Source organism: Streptomyces sp. NPDC101234 (assembly GCF_044767525.1).
Taxonomy (GTDB): domain Bacteria; phylum Actinomycetota; class Actinomycetes; order Streptomycetales; family Streptomycetaceae; genus Streptomyces; species Streptomyces sasae.
The window spans coordinates 1-19,981 of record NZ_JBIWOA010000008.1 but is presented as its reverse complement, the minus strand read 5'-3'; the positions used below and the strand labels follow the sequence as shown (position 1 = coordinate 19,981).

The following is a 19,981-nucleotide window of genomic DNA, read 5'->3' as shown; positions in this document are numbered from 1 at the left end:
GGAAGCGCTGTGGACACGGATGTGATCGTCGTCGGCGCGGGGCCCACGGGCCTCATGCTGGCCGGGGAACTGCGGCTGGGCGGCGCCCGGGTCGTCGTCGTGGAGAGACTGGCGGAGCCGACCGGGCAGTCCCGCGGGCTGGGGTTCACGGCCCGCGCCATGGAGGTCTTCGACCAGCGGGGGCTGCTGCCCCGCTTCGGGCAGCTGGAGAAGAGCCCGATGGGCCACTTCGGCGGTGTGCAGTTCGACTACACCGTCCTGGAGGACGCCCACTTCGGCGCCCGCGGGGTCCCGCAGTCGCAGACCGAGGCCGTCCTGGAGGACTGGGCCGGGGAGCTGGGCGCGGACATCCGCCGGGGCTGGGAGCTGACCAAGCTGGCCGAGGACGCCGACGGCGTCGAGATCGTCGCGGACACGCCGGAGGGCGAACAGCGGCTGCGCGCCGCGTACCTCGTGGGCTGCGACGGCGGTCAGAGCGTGGTGCGCCGGGCGGCCGGGTTCGACTTCCCCGGCCTGCCGGCCACCCGCCGGATGTACCTGGCCGACGTCACCGGCTGCGAGATACGCCCGCGCTTCCTCGGCGAGCGGCTGGAGCACGGCATGGTGATGGCCGCGCCGCTGGCACCGGGCGTGGACCGGATCATCGTGTGCGAGCACGGTACCCCGGCCGGGGACCGGCCCGAGGACGTGCGGTTCGACGAGGTCGCCGCCGCCTGGGAGCGCATCACCGGCGAGTCGCTGGCCGGCGGCGGCGCCGACTGGGTCAGCTCCTTCACGGACGCCACCCGCCAGGTCTCCGCCTACCGCAAGGGCCGGGTGCTGCTCGCCGGGGACGCCGCGCACGTCCATCTCCCGGCCGGCGGCCAGGGGTTGAGCACGGGCGTGCAGGACGCGGCCAACCTCGGCTGGAAGCTGGCCGCGGTGGTCCGGGGCCGGGCGCCGGAGGGCCTGCTCGACACCTACCACGGCGAACGGCACCCCGTCGGTGCGCGGTTGCTGATGAACACCCGGGCCCAGGGCATGATCTTCCTCGGCGGCCCCGAGGCCGACCCGCTGCGCGCCCTGTTCACCGAACTGATGGGGCTGCCGGAGGTGCGCCGCCGGCTCGCCGGTGTCGTCAGCCACCTCGACGTCGGCTACGACCTGGGCCCCGGCACCCACCCCCTGCTCGGCCGCCGCCTGCCGCCGCGCCCGCTGCACCTGCCCGACGGCACGGCCACCACCACGACAGCCCTGCTGCACCCGGCCCACGGCGTCCTCCTCGACCTGACCGACAACCCCGCCCTCCGCGAGGCCGCGGCCCCGTGGGCGGACCGGGTCACGGTCGTCCGCGCCGCCCCGGACCACCTCGGCGTCTTCGCCGGCGCGACGGCCCTCCTGATCCGCCCCGACGGCCACGTGGCCTGGACGACGGGCGGCGGCCCTTCGCCGACCGGCCCCGAGTCCGCCCTGGCCACGACCGGCCCCGGCGCCCTCACCGACGCCACCACCCGTCCCAGCTCCGAACCCGAATCCCGAACGGAGGCCGCCTTGTCGGGCACTCGTACACCCGATGCTCGTGCCGGGGCCGTGGTGCCGGGCGCCGGTACAGCCCAACTCCGTACGGAGGCAGCCTTGTCCGGCACCGGCGCAGCCGATCCCCGTACGGCGGCCGCCCCGACAGCCCTCCGGCTCACGGGCGCCGTCTCCGCCATCCCCGCTCTCGCCTCCGGCACGGCTTCGGCCACCCCCGCTTCCACCACCCCCGTCCCCGCGTCCACCCGCACCGACCTCGCCACCTCCGTGGACGCCCTGGTCGTCGCCCTCCACCACTGGTTCGGTTCCCCGGAGGTGGGGTGATCCCATGGGCACCGCGTCCCTGTCCGTCGGCCCGCGGGTGCGGCGGATCACGCTCGACGCCGCCGGGCACACCCTGTCGGCCCTGCTGAGCGCACCCGAGGGCCCGCCGCGGGCCACCGTGGTCGCCCTGCACGGTGCCGGTATGAGCGCGGGGTACTTCGACGGCGGGGCGCAGCCCGATGCCTCCCTGTGCGCACTGGGGGCGCATCTGGGGTTCGCGGTCCTCGCCGTCGACCGGCCCGGTTACGGCGACTCCGCGACCGGGCTCCCCGAGGGCCTGGACCTGGCCGGGCAGGCCCGCGTGCTGCGGGCCGCGCTCGACCGCTTCGGCGCCGAGTACGACATCGGCGGTGGAACGTTCCTGCTCGCGCACTCCTTCGGCGGCAAACTGGCCCTGACCCTGGCCGCCGAAGCCCCGCCGGCCGGACTCCTCGGCCTGGACATCTCCGGCTGCGGCCACCGCTACGCCCCGCGCTCCGCGGAGCTGCTCGCCGGACCCGAGCGGGCCCGCTGGAAGTACAACTGGGGCCGGCTCGCCCTGTATCCGCCGGCCACCTTCCAGCACAGCGCCACCCTGGTGAAGCCCATCCCCGAGCGGGAGCTGAGTGCCGCGTCGGACTGGCCGGGGGTGTTCGACGCGCTCGCCCCGCACATCCGCGTCCCGGTCCGGCTCACCTTCGCCGAGCACGAGCTGTGGTGGCGGCACGACGCCGACGCCCTCGACGACCTGCGGGCCCGGCTCAGCGCCGCGCCCCGGGTGGTCGTCGACCGGCAGCCGGACGCCGGTCACAACATCAGCCTGGGCCGCACGGCCCGCTCCTACCACCTGCGCGCGCTCGCCTTCTTCGAGGAGTGCCTGCCGGAGCGGGACGGGCCATGACACGGAACATGACACGGGCCACGACACGGGCCAGGGCCGAAGGACCGGGCCGCCGGCTGCTGACCGGCAGCCTGCGCTCGCTGACCGTGCGGAACTTCCGGCTCTTCGCGGCCGGCCAGGTCGTCTCCGCCACCGGTACCTGGATGATGGTCGTCGCCCAGGACTGGCTCGTCCTCGACCTGTCCGGCGGCTCCGGGACCGCACTCGCCACCGTCACCGCGCTGCAGTTCACGCCGATGCTGCTGCTGACCCTGTACGGCGGCCGGCTCGCCGACCGCCACGACAAGCGCGCCCTGCTGACCGGAGCCAACGTCGTCTCCGGGGTGTTCGCGCTGGCCCTCGGTCTGCTGGTGGTGTCCGGGGCGGCGCGGCTGTGGCAGGTCTGCGTGTTCGCCGCGGCCCTCGGTGTCGCGGGCGCCGTGGAGGTGCCGGCCCGGCTGTCCTTCATCGCCGAGCTCGTCGGACCCGACCTGGTGCCCAACGCCTCCGCGCTCAGCGGCGCCTACTTCAACATCGCGCGGGTGCTGGGCCCGTCGCTTGCCGGGCTGCTGATCGCGGCCACCGGCACCGGCACCGTGATGCTCCTCAACGCGGTGAGCTACGCGGCCACCGTGGCCGGGCTGCGCGCCATGCGGCCGGAGGAGCTGCACCGCCCGCCCTGCCCGGCGGCCGGCACCGCCCGGGTCGTCGAGGGCCTGGCCGAACTCCGGTCACGCCCCGACCTGGTGGCCACCCTGGCCCTGGTCGCGGCGGTGGCGCTGTTCGGCCTCAACCTCCAGCTCACCCTGCCGCTCATGGCACGCACCGTGTTCCATACGGGCGCCGAGTCCTTCGGCCTGCTCACCGCCGCGCTCGCCGCCGGTTCGCTGCTGGCCGCCTTCGCCGGCACCCTGCGCCGCAGCCGCCCGCCGGCCCGCCTGGTCACCGGCTGGGCCTGCGCCTTCGGCGCGCTCGCCGCGGCCACCGGCTGGGCGCCGAACCTGCCGACGGCACTGGTACTGCTCGTACCGACCGGCTTCGCGTCCCTGTACTTCGCCCAGGCCGCCAACCACCGCGTCCAGCTGGGCAGCGACCCCGCCCACCGGGGCCGTGTCATGGCCGTCTACACCCTGATCCTGCAGGGCACCGCCCCGCTCGGCGCCGTCTTCGTCGGCGCCGCCACCCACTACCTGGGAACCCGCTCCGCCCTCTGGGCGGGCGGCCTGATCTCGCTGGCCGCCGCACTCGTCGCGGCCGCCGCCGACCGCGGCGACGCGCCCGCCGGGCGATCCCCGGCCGTGCGGACGCCGGCCCACACCACCGGAACCGGGAGCCGCCCGTGAACCTCCCCGTCGTACCGAACGCCCCGCGCTCCACCCTGGAAGTGGGCACGTCGGACCTGCACATCTGGCTGCTGCCGCCGCCCGCCTCGGAACGTGACGTACCGGTCGGCGAGCTCGACGTCGAGGAGCGACGGCGGGCCGCCGCCTACCGTCGGCAGGAGGACCGGCAGATGTACGCCGCCGCCCATGTGGGGCTGCGCCGGGTGCTGTCGGTCTACACCGGTGTCGCGCCGCAGCGGCTGCCCCTCGGCCGGGAGTGGTGCGAGGAGTGCGAGGAGCGGCACGGCCGTCCGGTCCTGGTCGACCTGCCGGGCGCCCCCGAGTTCTCCCTCTCGCACAGCCACGGCCTGGCCATGGTCGCGATCGCGCGCACCCGGGTCGGTGTCGACGTGCAGGTCCTGCCGTCACCGTCCACCGTGGAGGCCTGTCTGTCCTCGCTGCACCCGGCCGAGCAGCAGGAGATCACCCGGCTGTCGGAGGACCGGCGGCAGATGGCCTTCGCCCGGCTGTGGTCCCGCAAGGAGGCCTATCTGAAGGGGCTCGGCACCGGCCTCGCCCGTGCCGCCGACATCGACTACCTCGGCGAGGCGGCCGAGTCCTGGCGTCCGACCGGCTGGGCGGTGCGCAACGTACCGCTGTGCGACGGCCATGTCGGCGCCGCGGCCGCGGCCGGCGACAAGGACTGGCGGGTCTCCATGTACTCCGTGCCCGCCGAGTGGCTCTACGCCAGGGACGCCGTCGAGCGGATCGCCACCGTCGAACCGGGCCTGCGCACCGTGCTGCGCGCCCACAACCCGTCCTCCGTCCAGACGCACGCCCTCATCGACACCCGGAACAGGAAGGAAAGGGCCCAGGCATCATGACCGTCACCGATCCCGGGACTCCCGTGCTGGAGACCGCCCCGGACGCCCCGGACGCCTGCGAGGTCGACCGGCTGACCGAGCTGCAGATCATCAAGGACCTGGCCCGCACGGGCCACGACCCCAAGGCCACCGAGCGCCAGCACGCCAAGGGCAAGCTGACCGCCCACGAACGCATCGAACTGCTCCTGGACCCGGGCTCGTTCACCGAGGTCGAGCAGTTGCGCCGACACCGCGCCACCGGCTTCGGCCTGGAGAAGAAGCGCCCCTACACCGACGGCGTGATCACCGGCTGGGGCACGGTCCACGGCCGTACCGTCTTCGTGTACGCCCACGACTTCCGGATCTTCGGCGGCGCCCTCGGCGAGGCCCACGCCCAGAAGATCCACAAGATCATGGACATGGCCGTGGCGGCGGGGGCCCCGCTCGTGTCCCTGAACGACGGCGCCGGCGCCCGGATCCAGGAGGGCGTCTCCGCGCTCGCCGGCTACGGCGGCATCTTCCAGCGCAACACCCGCGCCTCCGGGGTGATCCCGCAGATCAGCGTGATGCTCGGCCCCTGCGCGGGCGGCGCCGCCTACTCGCCCGCCCTGACCGACTTCGTCTTCATGGTCCGCGACATCGCCCAGATGTTCATCACCGGACCCGACGTGGTCAAGGCGGTCACCGGCGAGGAGATCACCCAGAACGACCTGGGCGGCGCCGACGTCCACGCCAGCGCCTCGGGCGTGGCCCACTTCGCCTACGACGACGTCCGCAGCTGCATGGAGGACGTACGGCACCTGCTGTCGCTGCTGCCGTCCAACAACCGCGAACTGCCGCCCAGGACACCGAGTTCGGACCCGGCCGACCGGCGCACCGACCGGGTCCTGGAGCTGGTCCCCGGGGACCCCGGCCGGGTCTACGACATCCGTACCGTCATCGAGGAGATCGTCGACGACGGCGACTACTTCGAGATCCACGCCGACTGGGCGACCAACGTGGTGTGCGCGCTGTCCCGGCTGGACGGCGAGGTCGTCGGCATCGTCGCCAGCCAGCCGGCCTCCTTCGCGGGCGTCCTGGACATAGACGCCAGTGAAAAGGCCGCGCGGTTCGTGCAGTTCTGCGACGCCTTCAACATCCCGCTGGTCACCCTGATCGACGTGCCGGGCTTCCTGCCGGGCGTGGCCCAGGAGCACAACGGCATCATCCGCCGCGGCGCCAAGCTCCTCTACGCCTACTGCAACGCCACCGTGCCCCGGATCTCCCTGGTGCTGCGCAAGGCCTACGGCGGCGCGTACATAGTCATGGACTCCCGCTCGATCGGCACCGACCTGGCCCTCGCCTGGCCCACCAACGAGATCGCGGTGATGGGCGCCGAGGGCGCGGCCAACGTGATCTTCCGCCGGGAGATCGCGGCGGCGGACGACCCGGAGGCCACCCGCGCCCAGAAGATCAAGGAGTACCAGTCGGAGCTGATGCACCCCTATTACGCGGCCGAACGCGGGCTGATCGACGACGTGATCGACCCCCGGGCGACCCGCTCCACCCTCATCCGTGCCCTTGCGATGCTCCGCAGCAAGCAGGCCGACCTGCCGTCGCGCAAGCACGGCAACCCGCCGCAGTGAGTACGGCGGACGGCGCTGACGGCGCCCTGGTCATCAAGGTGGTGAAGGGGGAGGCGAGCCCCGCCGAGCTCGCCGCCCTGACCACCGTCCTGCTCGCCCGCGCGGCCGCCCTGGCCGCCGTGGACCCCAGCCCCCTGGCACCCCGCCCGGTGGCCGGCTGGCACCGCCCGGAACGCCTCGCGATCCACCGCGACCCCCGCGGCTGGCACATCGCGGGCGCCCGCGCGGCGTGATGCCGGTCCCCGGCTCGGTCCCAAGCCACACCCACCCCGGACGAAAGGACGACGAGACCGTGACAGTCATACCGACGACGAGCGCGCTGAACCTGGGCGCGCTGCGGGAGACCCCCGACGACGACCGCCGGCAGGTGTTCGAACTGTTCCTCTGCCGCAACCTGGCCCGGCACCTGGACATCCCCCCGGCCCACCGCATCGCCCGCGACCGCCCCCTGCACACCCAGGGCCTCGACTCCCTCACGGCCCTGACCCTCCAGCGCACCCTGGAGTCGGCCCTGAACATCCCGGTCCCGGCCCACCACCTCCTGCGTGAGCAGTCGGTCGGCGAACTGGCCGCGACCCTGAGCGAGTTGGTCGACCGGTCCTGAACCGCCGGCACGACCGCGGCCCCGCGGTGGCTCACTCCCTCATACCCGCCGACCTCACGGCCCCCCGACGCAGGGCGACCGCGGCGGGTACGACGGAGGAGACCACCGCGAGCACCGCACAGGCGCCCACGGCCGTGCCGAGAGCCGGCCAGGGCAACGCCATCGTGGTCCGTACCGACAGCAGCCCCAGGGCAGCCCACATGCCCGCCAGATCGGCCGCGGCGACCAGCAGCCCCAGCACCGCGCCGACCGCCACGACCGTCAGGGCCTCGGCGGCCACCAGCCGCAGCACCTGCCACCGGGTGGCCCCGGCCAGCCGCAGCACCGCGAGGTCGCGCTCCCGGTCGGAGGTCGCCATGACCATCGTGTTGGCCACGGAGATGCCGGTGTACAGGAGCGCGATACCGAGGACCAGCAGGATGCCGGTCCGGGTCGTCCCGTTCGTCTCCGGACGGCCGACCCGCACCCACTGGTCCCCGGAACGGACCTGCCCGCCCCCGGGGCCCACCGCGGCCCGCAGCCCCGCGGCCACGGCGCCCGGGTCGGCGCCGTCCACGAGGGCCACATCGACCCGGTCGACGGGCGCGCCGGCGGCGTTGCGCGGGGTGACGTAGACGCCGTTGCCGCCGGTCCCGGCGGCCATCACCGCGACGATCCGCAGCGTCCTGCGCGTACCGTCGCCGAGCCACACCCGTACCCGCTGCCCGAGAGCGTGCTGCCGCCACTCCTCGTTGACGACGATCGAACCGTCGTCGAGGTCGCCCGCCCTCCCGGCCACGACCGGCAGCCGGGTGGTGGCGGTGAGCCCACCGGGGTCCGCCGCACGGGCCTCGTCCCTGACGAGCGCGACACCGTCCTCCAGACGGTAGACGGCGCTCGACGAGGTGGCGGACACGACGGTGCCCGGCACCTCGCGCAGCCTGCGCAGGGCCGCCGCGTCGAAGCCCGCCGAACCCGCCGGGGTGACCACGAAGGCGGCGGCGGTCCGTTCGCGCAGCTCGGCGGCCCTGGCCCTGTCCAGGGTCGCGGTGGCGCCGGGCAGCGAGCCCGCGAGGGCGACCGTGACCAGGACCGGTGCCGCGATCGCGGCGGTGCGCCGTACACCGGCGGCGGCGTTCTCCCGCACCAGCATGCCGACCGCACCGGCCGACCGGGCCGCCGGCCGGGCGAGCAACCGGACCAGCGGGCCCACCAGAGCCGGTGCGAGCAGCGCGACCGCAGTGATCAGCAGCATCGGCCGGCTCACATAGGTCTTGCGGTGCAGCAGGTCACCCGGGTCGCCGAGCAACGCCAGGGCGAGGGAGACGACGGCGGTCAGCAGCAGCCCCAGGCCGAACAGCAGGCGGCCCCGCGTCATCGTCGGGCCGTCCACGGACGCCTCGCGCAGCGCTTGGACGGGACCGGTCCGGCCCGCCCGCCAGGACGCGGCCACCGCACCGCACAGCGCGACGACCGGACCGGTCGCGAAGGCCGCGCCGTACGGCCAGACGGCGCCGCCGATGCGGAACCAGGCCGGAGCGGCACCGCCGTCGACCACCCACGCGGCCAGCCGGGGCGCGCCGTAGCCGCCGAGCACACAACCGGCGGCCGAGGCGGCCACCCCGACCAGGAACGCCTCGGCGACCACCATCGCGCGGACCTGCCCCAAAGTCGCCCCGGCCGTCCGCAACAGCCCGAACTCCCGGCGCCGTTGCGCGACCGAGAACGCGAAGGTCGACGCCACCACGAACACCGACACGAAGGCGGTGACACCGCCCGCGGTGCCGAACATGGCGTTCATCGCGGTGAGGGCCGCGCCGTCCCGGTCGGGATCCGCGTCGGCACAGCGCCGCCCGTCACCCGTGAGAACCCGGACGCCACCCGCCAGGCTGCCGCCGCCGCGCACCGCCGCACGCACCGCCGCCGCGTCCGCGTCCACGACCAGCTGGGTACTGACCGGCTCCAGCCGGGCGGCGCGTGCGTCGGTGTAGAAGACGGCGTGCTCGAAGCCGCGCCCGGTGACGTTCCCGACCACCAGCACGGTTCCGCGATCGGTCCGTACGCGTTCGCCCGGCCTCGCCCAGCCGCCGCTCACGACGACCTCGCCGGCCGCGCGGGGCGCGCGTCCCGCGTCGATGCGGTACGGGGCGAAGGCGGCGGTGGACCAGGGATGCCCCACCAGGTCGTCCGGCCCGCCCCGGGCCCGGACGGCGAACGACCGGTCCTGGACGACGGTGCCGAGCTTCCGCAGCCGTGCGACGACCTCGTGCGGCACGGCCCGCGGCCGGGCGAGCTTCTGCACCCGTACCCCGATCGAGGTCGGCACCCGCAGGCTGTCCGCCCCCTTGACCACGACCGGCGCGACGGCGAACCGCTCCGGCGCGCGGCCGGGCGCGGCCGACGACGAGGCGAGGGCCAGGCCCAGCACGGCGATCAGGGCGACCCCGAGCGAGAGAGCGACGAAGCTGCCCAGGAAGGTGACCCAGCGGGTGCGCAGGGTGCGCACGGCGACCCTGAGCACGGCGCGCCCTCCAGTTCGGTCATGCGCGCGGCGACGCCGTCGGCGCCCGCCCCCGCCGACTCGCCCGCCACCCGCCCGTCGACGAGGAAGACGACACGGTCGGCGTACGAGGCGGCCACCGGGTCGTGCGTGACCATCACGACCGTCTGCCCCCGCGAGTCGACCATGCCGCGCAGCAGCTTCAGCACCGCACGGCCGGTCCGTGAGTCGAGCGCACCGGTCGGCTCGTCGCCGAAGAGCACCTCGGGGCGGGTGATCAGGGCCCGGGTGAGGGCGACGCTCCCCCAGTGCCTCAAGGGCCTGGGAGGTACCCCCAGCTGCCGGCCGCCGGACAACTCGCCGGACCGGTGCCGTGCGCGGTCGCCGAGGCCGACCTGGCCGAGGACCTCCCGTACCCGCGCCTTCGCCGGGCGGCGGCCGGCGAGCCGCAGTGGCAGCGCCACGCCCTGCTCCTCGCCGGGCTGCTGTGGCCGGTCGACGCCCTCGCGGTCACGGTGGGCCTGCTCTTCCCGCTGACCATGGTCGCGACCCCGCTGCTGATGGCCACGGCCGGCGGCGGCCGTGAGACCAAGGTGCTCAAGGTGTGGACGGTCACCGACTGGCCGACGGCCTTCGGCGTCACCGCGCTCGGGCTGCTCGCCCTGGCCCTGGGCGGCTACGCGCTGGGGGTCGCGGCCGGATCCCGGGCCGAACTGACGCGTCTGCTGATCGCGCCGCGCGACGGAGACCTGGGGGACAGGGTCGTCGAACTGACCCGCTCACGCGTCCGCCTGGTGGACGCCTTCGAGGCCGAACGGCGGCGCATCGAGCGCGACCTGCACGACGGGGCGCAGCAGCGGCTGGTGGCGCTGACGATGACGCTCGGCCTGGCCCGCCTGGACGCCCCGCCCGGACCGCTCGCCGACCAGCTCGCCAAGGCCCACGAGGAGGCGGGCAGGGCGCTGGCCGAACTGCGCGAACTGATCCACGGCATCCACCCCAAGGTGCTCACGGACTACGGCCTCGAAACGGCCGTCACCGACGCCGCGGACCGCTCGGCCGTCCCCGTGGACGTCGACCTGGAACTGCGCGGGCGGCTTCCCGCGGCGGTGGAGTCCGCCGCGTACTTCGTGGTCTGCGAGGCGCTCGCCAACATCGCCCGGCACAGCGGGGCGAGCCGTGGGCAGGTGACGGGAGGTCACCGCGACGGGCGGCTGTTTTTGCAGGTGAGCGACGACGGCCGGGGCGGCGCGGCGGCGGCCGGGGCGGGCAGCGGGCTGACCGGACTCGCGGACCGGGTGTCGGTGCTCGATGGCAGACTCTCGCTGTCCAGTCCGCCCGGCGGACCGACCCTGCTGAGGGTGGAGTTTCCTTGCGAACAGACCGACCGCTGCGCGTAGTTCTGGCCGAGGACAGCGTGCTGCTGCGGGAGGGGCTCAGCGGTCTGCTCGCCCGCTGCGGCCACCAGGTGGTGGCGGCCGTGGGAGACGCCCCGGCGCTGATCGCCGCGGTCGAGGAGCACCCCCCGGACATCGTGGTGACGGACGTGCGGATGCCCCCGGCGTTCCAGGACGAGGGACTGCACGCGGCGCTGCGGCTGCGCGAGAAGCGGCCCGCGCTGCCCGTCCTGGTCCTCAGCCAGTACGTACACCGGGCGTACGCCGCCGAGTTGCTGGACTCCGGCGACGGAACGGGCGTCGGCTATCTGCTCAAGGACCGGGTCGGGCAGGTCGAGCAGTTCGTCGACGCCCTGTGGGAGGTCGCGGCGGGCGGCACGGTCGTGGACCCCGAAGTCGTACGCCAGCTGCTGCGCCGCCGCCGTGATCCGCTGGAGCGCCTCACCCCGCGTGAGCGGGAGGTCCTGTCACTGATCGCGGAGGGCAGGTCGAACGGGTCGATAGCCCGCGAACTGGTGGTCTCCGAAGCCGCCGTGGGCAAACACATCGGCAGCATCCTCACCAAGCTGGACCTGCCGCAGACCGACGAGACCCACCGAAGGGTGCTGGCGGTCCTCGCCTACCTCCGCGCGTGACACCGGCAGAGCGGCGCGACGTGGGCACGCCCTGGTGAGCGGAGATCGGCCAAGTTCCAGGTGTTCCCTGCGGCGATTTCCGGACGCTGCGGACCGCGGGTGGCGCCCCCGGCAGGACTCGAACCTGCGGCCAAGCGCTTAGAAGGCGCCTGCTCTATCCACTGAGCTACGGGGGCCGGTAGTGCTGGCCTCGTACGCACTGCCCTGGTGTGGGCGGGTCCGCCACGCTGCCGGGGACAAGGATAGAACTCCCCGATCCTTGTCCCTGCTGCTTCGCCTCCGTGGCTCAATGTGGAGGTTCGGTGAAGCGGTCCTGATAATCGCAGGCAGGTACGAATCGTGCACCGCTTTTGGTGTCTGACGCACCGGGTGTTGTGCACTCGTTATGCCTGGACTGTGCCTCCGTCCCAGTCGTCCCTTCCGTCCGTTGTGTCCTGTCGGCACGCAGACATGTCTATATGCTTCAGAATTCCCCTAAAATTGGGCATTCTTCGCATGTGGTGACCTTGGACGTACGGCCCCAGCTGCTCGACACACTTTCCGCCCTGCGCGACCGTGTCGCCGCCGCACGCTTCCCGCTGCCCCTGGCGGGGGCTCCACGCGCGCGTGCCAACCGCGACGAACTGCTCGCACAGCTCGACAACTATCTGGTGCCCCGCCTCAGAGAGCCCGACGCACCGCTTCTGGCGGTCGTGGGCGGATCCACCGGCGCCGGCAAGTCGACCCTCGTCAACTCCCTGGTGGGCCGCCGCGTCAGTGAGGCGGGCGTGCTGCGGCCGACCACCCGCACACCGGTGCTGGTCTGCCATCCGGAAGATCATCACTGGTTCAGCGGCATGCGCGTGCTGCCCGACCTCACACGCGTGTGGGTACCGAACCGCGACCCCGGCGACGACCTCCTCCTGCCCGGCGAGAGCCCCGGGCGCGTACTCCGCGTCGAGACCGCCGACAGCCTCCCGCGCGGCCTCGCTCTCCTCGACGCCCCCGACATCGACTCCCTGATCGTCGACAACCGCGTCCTCGCCGCAGAGCTCATGTGCGCCGCCGACGTCTGGGTGATGGTGACCACCGCCGCCCGCTACGCCGACGCCGTCCCCTGGCACCTGCTGCGCACCGCCAAGGAGTACAAGGCCGCTCTGGTGACCGTCCTCGACCGGGTCCCCCACCAGGTCGTCTCCGAGGTCGCCCGGCAGTACGGCGCCCTCCTCACCAAGGCCGGACTCGGTGACCTGCCCCGGTTCACGGTGCCCGAGCTGCCCGAGTCGGCGTGGGGCGGCGGGCTGCTCCCGGCCACCGCCGTGGCCCCGCTGCGGGCCTGGCTCGTGCACCAGGCACAGGACCCCGGCGCCCGCACCCACATCCTGGCCCGCACCGCCCACGGCGTCCTCGACTCCCTCAAGGCCCGCATGCCCGAACTGGCCGGGGCGGCCGCCGCCCAGCACGCCGCCGCACTGCGCCTGACCTCGGCCGTCGACTCGGCGTACGACAGCGAGCACGCGCGCGTGCGCGGCAGGCTGCAGAGCGGGGCCGTGCTCGCCGGCGACGCCCTCAAACGCTGGCGCGCCTACCCCCTCGACTGCGCCGCCGGCGAACTCCTCGACGCCCTGGTGGAGAGCCTCGCCGCGCTGCTGCTGTGCGCCGTCACCGCCGCCGACGAGCGCGTCGACGACGCCTGGCGCCGCGAGCCCGCGTCCGCGGCCCCCGGGCTCAGCGGCCGCGACCCCTCCCTGGAGAGCGCCGAGCACCGCATCGGCCTCGCCGTCCGGCGCTGGCGGCGCGAACTGGAGGAGTACGCCGAGGACGAGGTGCGCGAGCTCGACCGCAGCGTCGCGCCCGACTCCGAGTCCGTCGCCGCCCTCGTGGCCACCGCGCTCCTCGGCGGCCGCCGCACCAAGGAAGCGGGGGAGCGGCTCGCCGAGCGCGTCGGCGCCCACGGTGCGCTACGGCTGCGCGACCGCGCGGGACGGCTGCTCACCGAACACGTGGACCGCGTCGTGCACACCGAACGCGAACGCCGCCTGGCCCCGCTCGACGCACTCGACGTCCACCCCGAACCCCAAGCCGAACTCATCGCCGCCCTGTCCGTCCTCCAGAAGGAGAGGTGACCGGTGACCGCCGTCACTGACCACGACCACACGGATCACATGGAACGCATGGATCACACCGGTGAGTACGCCGGTGACTACACCAGTGGCTTCGACAGCGGTCTGACCGCGGCGGGCTCCGCGCCGGACGCCGTACCGGAGCCCGTACACGCCGCGGTACACGCCCCCGCGGCCGGCGCCGCACCGGACTCCGCGGGGGACGCGCCGCGGGGCCGGGACGGGGCCGGGGGCGAGCCGCCCGCAGACCTTGCGCACCCCGCGCACCCGGCCCAGGCCGCCGCCGAGACCGAGAACGTCCCGCACGCACGCGTGCGGGAGCAACGAGAGCCGGCCGACGGCGACCCGGCCACCGCCGAGGACGCCTGGGACGACGGACTCATCGCCCGCCGGGTCACCGACACCTCCAAGCCCGCCGTCCCCGTCCTGGAGACCCGCGGCCCCGGCGCCCCGGCCCCCGCCCCGCTGGCGTACGACGGCCCGCTGCGCTCCCGCCTCGACGCCCTGCGCGAACTCGTCGGCCTCTCCCGCACCCGCCTCGACAGCCACACCCTGGCCGAGGCCGGCCGGGTCCTGGACGAGGCGGCCGCCCGGCGCAGGCTCTCCGGACAGCACACCGTCGTCGCCATCGCCGGTGCCACCGGCAGCGGCAAGTCCCAGCTGTTCAACGCGCTCGCCGGAGTCGCCATCTCGGAGACCGGCGTACGGCGCCCCACCACCGCCGCGCCCATCGCGTGCACCTGGAGCGACGGCGGCGCGGCCCTCGTCGACCGGCTCGGCATCCCGGGCCGGCTGCGCCGGCGCCCCGTGCACAACCCGGAGGCGGACGCGCAACTGCGCGGACTGGTCCTCATCGACCTGCCCGACCACGACTCGGCGGCCGTCCAGCACCGCGAACACGTCGACCGGATCCTGAAACTGGTCGACGCGGTGATCTGGGTCGTCGACCCGGAGAAGTACGCCGACGCCGTCCTCCACGAGCGCTATCTGCGGCCCATGGCCGGCCATGCGGAGGTCATGTTCGTCATCCTCAACCAGACCGACCGGCTCCCCGGCGACGCCGCCGACCTGGTCCTGCACGATCTGCGCCGGCTGCTCGACGACGACGGTGTCGCGCTCGGCGAGTTCGGGGAACCGGGCGCCACCGTGCTCGCGCTGTCCGCGCTCACCGGCGACGGCGTCGGCGAACTGCGCGAGATGCTCGGCCAGTTCGTGGCCGAACGGGGCGCGGCGGCCCGGCGGATCGCCGCCGACGTGGACGCCGCCGCGGACCGGCTGCGCCCCGTCTACGCCACCGGACGGCGCGCCGGGCTCAGCGAGGAGGCACGCGACGAGTTCGCCGCGCGGCTCGCGGACGCGGTGGGCGCCACCGCCGCCGGCGAGGCCGCCGAACGGGCCTGGCTGCGCAATGCCAACCGGGCCTGCGGCACGCCCTGGCTGCGGCTGTGGCGTTGGCGCCAGAAGCGCGCGGACGCGCCCACCGGACGCCTGCAGAGGGCTCAGCCGGAGGAGGAGGCCACCGCCCGGCAGCGTGTCGAACAGGCGGTGCGCACGGTCTCCGACCGGGCCTCGGCCGGACTGCCCGCGCCTTGGGCGCAGGCGGTGCGGGAGGCGGCCGTACGCGGCTCGCAGGGCCTTTCGGAGGCGCTCGACGAACTCGCCGCACAGGCCGGGCTGCCGCCGGGGCGCCCGCCGCGCCCCGGCTGGTGGCCGTTGGCGGTGTTCGCCCAGGCCGCCATGACGCTCGTCCAGGTGGTGGGAGGGCTGTGGCTGGTGGGGCAGATCGCCGGGTTCATGGCACCCAACCTGGGCGTTCCGGTACTGCTGATGATCGCCGGGATCATCGGCGGACCGCTGGTCGAGTGGGGGTGCCGGATGGCGGCACGGGGACCGGCCCGGCGGTACGGCCTGGAGGCGGAGCGCCGATTGCGGGAGGCGGCGGCCGGCTGCGGCCGGGCCCGGGTGCTGGACCCGGTGGCCGCGGAGCTGCTGCGGTACCGGGAGGTGCGCGAGCAGTACGGGCGGGTGACGCGGGCGGGGGCCGGGGTGGGGTGATCGCTCCGACGTGATCCGACGTGATCCGACGTGTTCTGGGGCTACCCGCACATGTGGGCGTACGGGGTTCACTCGTGCGGGTGGCGGAGTTCTCCACAGCCCCGAGGGCCGTCCACAGCCCGCAGCGGGCCCGGCCCGGCGGCGGCAGTCTGGTCCCGCGGCGATCACCACGAGCGCGGCGGACGCACTCGGCACATCACGAGCGCGGACGTGCTCGGCATACCCGGTCGCCGCGGTGGACACAGCCGTACGGGACGGGCCCGTACGTGGATCCGCCCGGCCCCGGCGGCCGGGTGAGGGAGGGGTTCGTGATGAACGAGACGATGGTCTGCGCGGTGGGCAACGTGGCGACGCAGCCGGTCTTCCGGGAGCTGGCGGCCGGCCCGTCGGCCCGGTTCCGGCTGGCGGTGACCTCGCGCTACTGGGACCGCGAGAAGAGCACCTGGACGGACGGCCACACCAACTTCTTCACGGTGTGGGCCAACCGGCAGCTCGCCACCAACGCGGCCACCTCGCTGTCGGTCGGCGACCCGGTCGTCGTACAGGGGCGGCTGAAGGTGCGCACCGAGACCCGGGAGGGCCAGCAGCGGGCCTCCGCCGACATCGACGCGGTGGCGATCGGCCACGACCTGGCACGCGGTACGGCGGCCTTCCGGCGGACCGGTAGGCCGGAGACGGCGGCACCGGCGCCGCCCCGCCCGGAACCGGACTGGGAGACACCGGCGGGGTCCCCCGACGCCGCCCGACAGCAGCCGGAACCGGTGGCGGTGACATGACGTCGGCCCGCGGGCCGGGCCACAAGTCCGCCCACAAGCCCGCCCACAAGTCCGCCCGCAAGCCCGCCCGTGCCAGGCACCGTTCGCCATGGACCTACCGAACTGCGGGCGAATGACCGCTCATTGACGGCTTATCGGCGAATGCGCTCAGAAGTGCCTGCCAGGACGACCCGGCGGATTTGTCGATAAGCCCTGACCGTCCGAGGCCCCGCGATAACGATTGCGGATCGGATCGCTCATCCGACCATCTCACCGCGAAAGGCCGGTCCGGCTGATCCATAAGATGCCGGGCATGGCCCCTGGGGCCGCTGATTCTGCTGGTGGGACCGCCCGCGGCCAACGGGTCCTGCGCGAAGGGGAATTCTGTGCTCGCTGCGTTCTCTGGTTCCTCGGCGCCCCGCGCGTCCGCCAGGCACTCCGGTACGGCCGTGCCCGCGAGAGGCGTGGCCCGCCTCGCCGCCGTGACACTGGCGTCCGGCCTGGTGGCCGCCGTCGTGCTGACCGGCGCCGGCCGGGCGGCGGCGGACGACGGGACCACCCAGAGCCAGAGCGGGGCGACGGCGACCATAAGCGGCCTGAAGACCTACGGCGAGGCCGTGGTCCACGGCGACAGCGGTGACGAGCAGGTCGCCGCGGGCCTGTTCGAGATGTCCGTGGACGGCGGCGGCACACTCCAGACGTACTGCGTCGACCTGCACAACCCCACCCAGCGGGACGCCAAGTACCACGAGACGGCCTGGAGCGGCACCTCGCTGGGCGCCAACAAGAACGCCGGCCGGATCCGCTGGATCCTGCAGAACTCCTACCCGCAGGTCAACGACCTCGCCGCGCTGGCCCGCAAGGCCGGGGCCGGCAGCCTCACCGAGCAGGACGCGGCGGCCGGCACCCAGGTGGCGATCTGGCGCTACTCGGACGGCGCGGACGTCGACGCGGTCGACCCGCAGGCCGAGAAGCTCGCCGCCTACCTGGAGAAGAGCGCCCGCGACCAGCCGGAGCCGCAGGCCTCCCTGACCCTCGACCCGCCGGCCGTGTCGGGACGCCCGGGCGGCCTGCTGGGCCCGGTGACGGTCCACACCAACGCCCGCACGGTCACCGTGATCCCGCCGTCCGACGCGGCCCTCAGCGGTGTGAAGATCACCGACAAGACGGGTAAGCCCGTCACCACCGTGCAGGACGGCAGCCGCCTGTACTTCAAGGTGCCCGGCGACACGACCGGGGGCACCGCCCACACGGCCGACAGCGAAACAGGGTCCGCCGAACTGTCGGTCCAGGCGTCCACCACCGTCCCGGTCGGCCGCGCCTTCACCTCCGAGAGCCGCAGCCAGACGCAGATCCTGGCCGGTTCCAGCGAGTCCACGGTCACCGCGACCGCGAACGCGACCTGGGCGGACCAGGGCGCGATACCGGCACTGTCGGCGGAGAAGAACTGCGCCAGGAACGGCGTGGACATCACCGCGGCCAACACCGGGGACAAGCCGTTCACCTTCGAGCTGATGGGCACCGAGCACACCATCCCGGCGAACGCCTCGCGGACGGTGACCATCCCGCTCCAGGAGGACCAGCCCTACGACTTCACGATCACCGCCCAGAACGGTCTGGAACGCCGCTTCACCGGCGTCCTCGACTGCAAGACCCAGGGCACCGACGCCGGCCTCACCACCCAGACCCTCAGCGAGCCCAGCCCCGCCTCGGTGGGCGGCACCACCGGCGCCGTCAACCTGGCCGCCACCGGAGGCGACTCCGCGACCGGCGTGATCACGGGCGTGGCCATCGGCCTGGTGGTGATCGGCGGCGCGGTCCTGGTGATCCTCCGCCAGCGGGAGAACCCGACGAACGACTGACCGGGTCCCCCTCTGACTGCCTGAAACTCACCGGCACCGACACGTGGCCCCCACCTACACTCCACCGGTGAACAACATGCGGTGCACCCAGTGCGGTCATGTCGGGCTCGAGCAGGGCTTTGTCGGCGACACCGGTCAAGGCGCCCGCGGGGATGCGCGATGGTTCGGAAGCCTCATCGACCGGGGCCTGATGGGCATAGCCAGGACGCGGGGCCTGCCGCAATGGCAGATCGATGCCTTCCGCTGCCCGAACTGCGCGCACCTGGAACTCTTCGCCGCCGTGCCGTTGAACCGTCATGCGAAACGCGCCGATGGTTCTTGATCAAGGTGACCGTGGCCAGGACAACCGGCGCGTTCGGGTGCCCTTGCGCCTTCTTGACGGGGTGACGGCAGCCAGGGGCCTTGCCTCACCCGTGCCTGACGCCGGGTCACCACCGTCGCCGGTCCGGGCACCCTGAATTCCCATCCGTCACGGCACGTACCGAGGAGCACTTCCATGACCGCCCGATTCAAGGACAAGGTCGTCGTCGTCACCGGTGCCGGAGCCGGTATCGGCCGGGCCGGCGCCAGGGCCTTCGCCCGTGAGGGCGCCGCCGTGGTCGCCGCCGGAGCCCGGCCGGACTCCATCGAGGAGACCGTGCGGCTCGTCGGCGAGGACGGCGGCACCGCGAGCGCCGTCGTCGCCGACGTCACCCGGCCCGAGGACATGCAGCGCCTGGTGCGCACCACGGTGGAGCGCCACGGCGGCCTGCACGTCGCGCACAACAACGCGGGTGTGTTCGGCAGGCCCACCCCGGTCGGCGACCTGGACCTGGCCGCGTGGCAGGCCGTGCTGGACGTCAACCTGACCGGCGTTCTGCTCAGCATGCAGCAGGAGATCGTGCACATGCGGGCGCACGGCGGTGGCGTCATCGTCAACACCGCGTCCAACATCGGCTACCACGGGCGCCGCCCCGGCATGGCCGCCTACGCCGCCTCCAAGGCCGCCGTGAGCACCCTCACCCGGGTCGCCGCCCTGGACCACATCAAGGACAACGTGCGCATCAACGCGGTGAGCCCCGGCGCCACGGACACCGGTATGTCGCTGCGTCCCGGGGAGACCGACGCCGATCGCGCGGCCCGGCTCGCCACGACGGTGCCGATCGGCCGCGTCGCGACCACGGAGGAGATCGTCAACGCGGTGCTGTGGCTGGCGTCCGACGAGTCGAGCTTCGTCGTCGGCCACGACCTCGTCGTCGACGGCGGCGTCACCGGCTGATACCGGGGCCGATGGCAAGCGTTCTGAGCGCCCGCCGAGCCACCCGGGTACGGACGCGCAGGGAACAGCCCCCTCGGAACATCTCCGAGGGGGCTGTCGTGGCCCAGGGCAGGGACGGCGTCCACCGTCGCGACCTCGACCGGGCTCTCAGGGAGCCGGGGCGGTGTTCAGTACTGCTCGGTCTCCACGAAGCCCGAGCCCCCGTTGTCGTCCGCGTCGAAGGCGGCAGCGGTGGGGTCGAATCCGGGCGGGCTGTCCTTGAGGGCCAGGCCCATGCCGGCCAGCTTCGCCTTGACCTCGTCGATGGACTTCGCACCGAAGTTGCG

General features: G+C 73.9%; 15 protein-coding genes, 1 tRNA gene and 3 pseudogenes. 15 read left to right on the top strand and 4 right to left on the bottom strand.

Annotated elements, in window-relative coordinates:
• Positions 1-9: 9 nt before the first annotated feature.
• The 7 genes and pseudogenes from ACIRR9_RS16395 to ACIRR9_RS16365 all read left to right on the top strand — a co-directional run.
• A pseudogene (locus ACIRR9_RS16395) lies at positions 10-1,452 on the top strand (FAD-dependent monooxygenase); the annotation flags it as partial.
• A 391-nt stretch (positions 1,453-1,843) separates the two neighbouring features.
• Positions 1,844-2,719, top strand: a complete 876-nt coding sequence (locus ACIRR9_RS16390; protein ID WP_185149336.1) for an alpha/beta hydrolase — start codon at positions 1,844-1,846, stop codon at positions 2,717-2,719.
• A gap of 8 nt (positions 2,720-2,727) precedes the next feature.
• Positions 2,728-4,041, top strand: coding sequence for an MFS transporter (locus ACIRR9_RS16385; RefSeq protein WP_403751737.1), 1,314 nt, complete (start codon positions 2,728-2,730; stop codon positions 4,039-4,041).
• A complete protein-coding gene (locus ACIRR9_RS16380) occupies positions 4,038-4,904 on the top strand; it encodes a 4'-phosphopantetheinyl transferase family protein (RefSeq protein WP_403751735.1) in 867 nt (288 codons plus the stop codon). The genes ACIRR9_RS16385 and ACIRR9_RS16380 overlap by 4 nt, the downstream gene beginning before the upstream one ends.
• Positions 4,901-6,508 carry an acyl-CoA carboxylase subunit beta gene (locus tag ACIRR9_RS16375; protein WP_403751733.1) on the top strand — a complete coding sequence of 536 codons (1,608 nt, stop codon included), beginning with the start codon at positions 4,901-4,903 and terminating at the stop codon, positions 6,506-6,508. The genes ACIRR9_RS16380 and ACIRR9_RS16375 overlap by 4 nt, the downstream gene beginning before the upstream one ends.
• Positions 6,505-6,741, top strand: a complete 237-nt coding sequence (locus tag ACIRR9_RS16370) for an acyl-CoA carboxylase subunit epsilon (protein ID WP_403751731.1) — start codon at positions 6,505-6,507, stop codon at positions 6,739-6,741. Before ACIRR9_RS16375 ends, ACIRR9_RS16370 begins: the two co-directional genes overlap by 4 nt.
• A gap of 59 nt (positions 6,742-6,800) precedes the next feature.
• Positions 6,801-7,112: an acyl carrier protein gene (locus ACIRR9_RS16365; RefSeq protein ID WP_365352406.1), complete on the top strand. Its 312-nt coding sequence runs from the start codon at positions 6,801-6,803 to the stop codon at positions 7,110-7,112.
• A 31-nt stretch (positions 7,113-7,143) separates the two neighbouring features.
• Here ACIRR9_RS16365 and ACIRR9_RS16360 read toward each other — a convergent pair whose 3' ends face one another.
• Together ACIRR9_RS16360 and ACIRR9_RS16355 are read right to left on the bottom strand one after the other, a co-directional pair.
• Positions 7,144-9,612: an FtsX-like permease family protein gene (locus tag ACIRR9_RS16360; RefSeq protein WP_403751729.1), complete on the bottom strand. Its 2,469-nt coding sequence runs from the start codon at positions 9,610-9,612 to the stop codon at positions 7,144-7,146.
• A pseudogene (locus ACIRR9_RS16355) lies at positions 9,525-10,064 on the bottom strand (ABC transporter ATP-binding protein); the annotation flags it as partial. The gene ACIRR9_RS16360 and the pseudogene ACIRR9_RS16355, both read right to left, overlap by 88 nt.
• Here ACIRR9_RS16355 and ACIRR9_RS16350 point away from each other — a divergent pair.
• Positions 9,960-10,991, top strand: coding sequence for a sensor histidine kinase (locus tag ACIRR9_RS16350; RefSeq protein ID WP_403752302.1), 1,032 nt, complete (start codon positions 9,960-9,962; stop codon positions 10,989-10,991). The pseudogene ACIRR9_RS16355 and the gene ACIRR9_RS16350 overlap by 105 nt on opposite strands.
• On the top strand, positions 10,964-11,623 hold the full coding sequence (locus tag ACIRR9_RS16345; protein ID WP_403751727.1) for a response regulator: 660 nt from the start codon (positions 10,964-10,966) through the stop codon (positions 11,621-11,623). The genes ACIRR9_RS16350 and ACIRR9_RS16345 overlap by 28 nt, the downstream gene beginning before the upstream one ends.
• Positions 11,624-11,723: 100 nt before the next feature.
• Here ACIRR9_RS16345 and ACIRR9_RS16340 read toward each other — a convergent pair.
• A tRNA-Arg gene (locus ACIRR9_RS16340) sits at positions 11,724-11,799 on the bottom strand.
• 321 nt (positions 11,800-12,120) lie between these two features.
• Here ACIRR9_RS16340 and ACIRR9_RS16335 point away from each other — a divergent pair.
• From ACIRR9_RS16335 to ACIRR9_RS16310, 6 genes are all read left to right on the top strand, one after another.
• On the top strand, positions 12,121-13,728 hold the full coding sequence (locus ACIRR9_RS16335) for a dynamin family protein (RefSeq protein WP_365353027.1): 1,608 nt from the start codon (positions 12,121-12,123) through the stop codon (positions 13,726-13,728).
• A 3-nt stretch (positions 13,729-13,731) separates the two neighbouring features.
• Positions 13,732-15,780, top strand: a complete 2,049-nt coding sequence (locus tag ACIRR9_RS16330) for a GTPase (protein ID WP_403751725.1) — start codon at positions 13,732-13,734, stop codon at positions 15,778-15,780.
• 311 nt (positions 15,781-16,091) lie between these two features.
• On the top strand, positions 16,092-16,556 hold the full coding sequence (locus ACIRR9_RS16325) for a single-stranded DNA-binding protein (RefSeq protein WP_403751723.1): 465 nt from the start codon (positions 16,092-16,094) through the stop codon (positions 16,554-16,556).
• A gap of 428 nt (positions 16,557-16,984) precedes the next feature.
• A complete protein-coding gene (locus ACIRR9_RS16320; RefSeq protein ID WP_403751721.1) occupies positions 16,985-18,397 on the top strand; it encodes a Cys-Gln thioester bond-forming surface protein in 1,413 nt (470 codons plus the stop codon).
• A 76-nt stretch (positions 18,398-18,473) separates the two neighbouring features.
• On the top strand, positions 18,474-18,719 hold the full coding sequence (locus tag ACIRR9_RS16315; RefSeq protein ID WP_384566975.1) for a hypothetical protein: 246 nt from the start codon (positions 18,474-18,476) through the stop codon (positions 18,717-18,719).
• Between the two features lie 174 nt (positions 18,720-18,893).
• Positions 18,894-19,655, top strand: coding sequence for a glucose 1-dehydrogenase (locus ACIRR9_RS16310; protein ID WP_403751719.1), 762 nt, complete (start codon positions 18,894-18,896; stop codon positions 19,653-19,655).
• Between the two features lie 167 nt (positions 19,656-19,822).
• On the opposite strand, the pseudogene ACIRR9_RS16305 reads toward ACIRR9_RS16310, so the two are convergent.
• Positions 19,823-19,981: pseudogene (locus tag ACIRR9_RS16305) on the bottom strand (DNA-directed RNA polymerase subunit alpha); the annotation flags it as partial.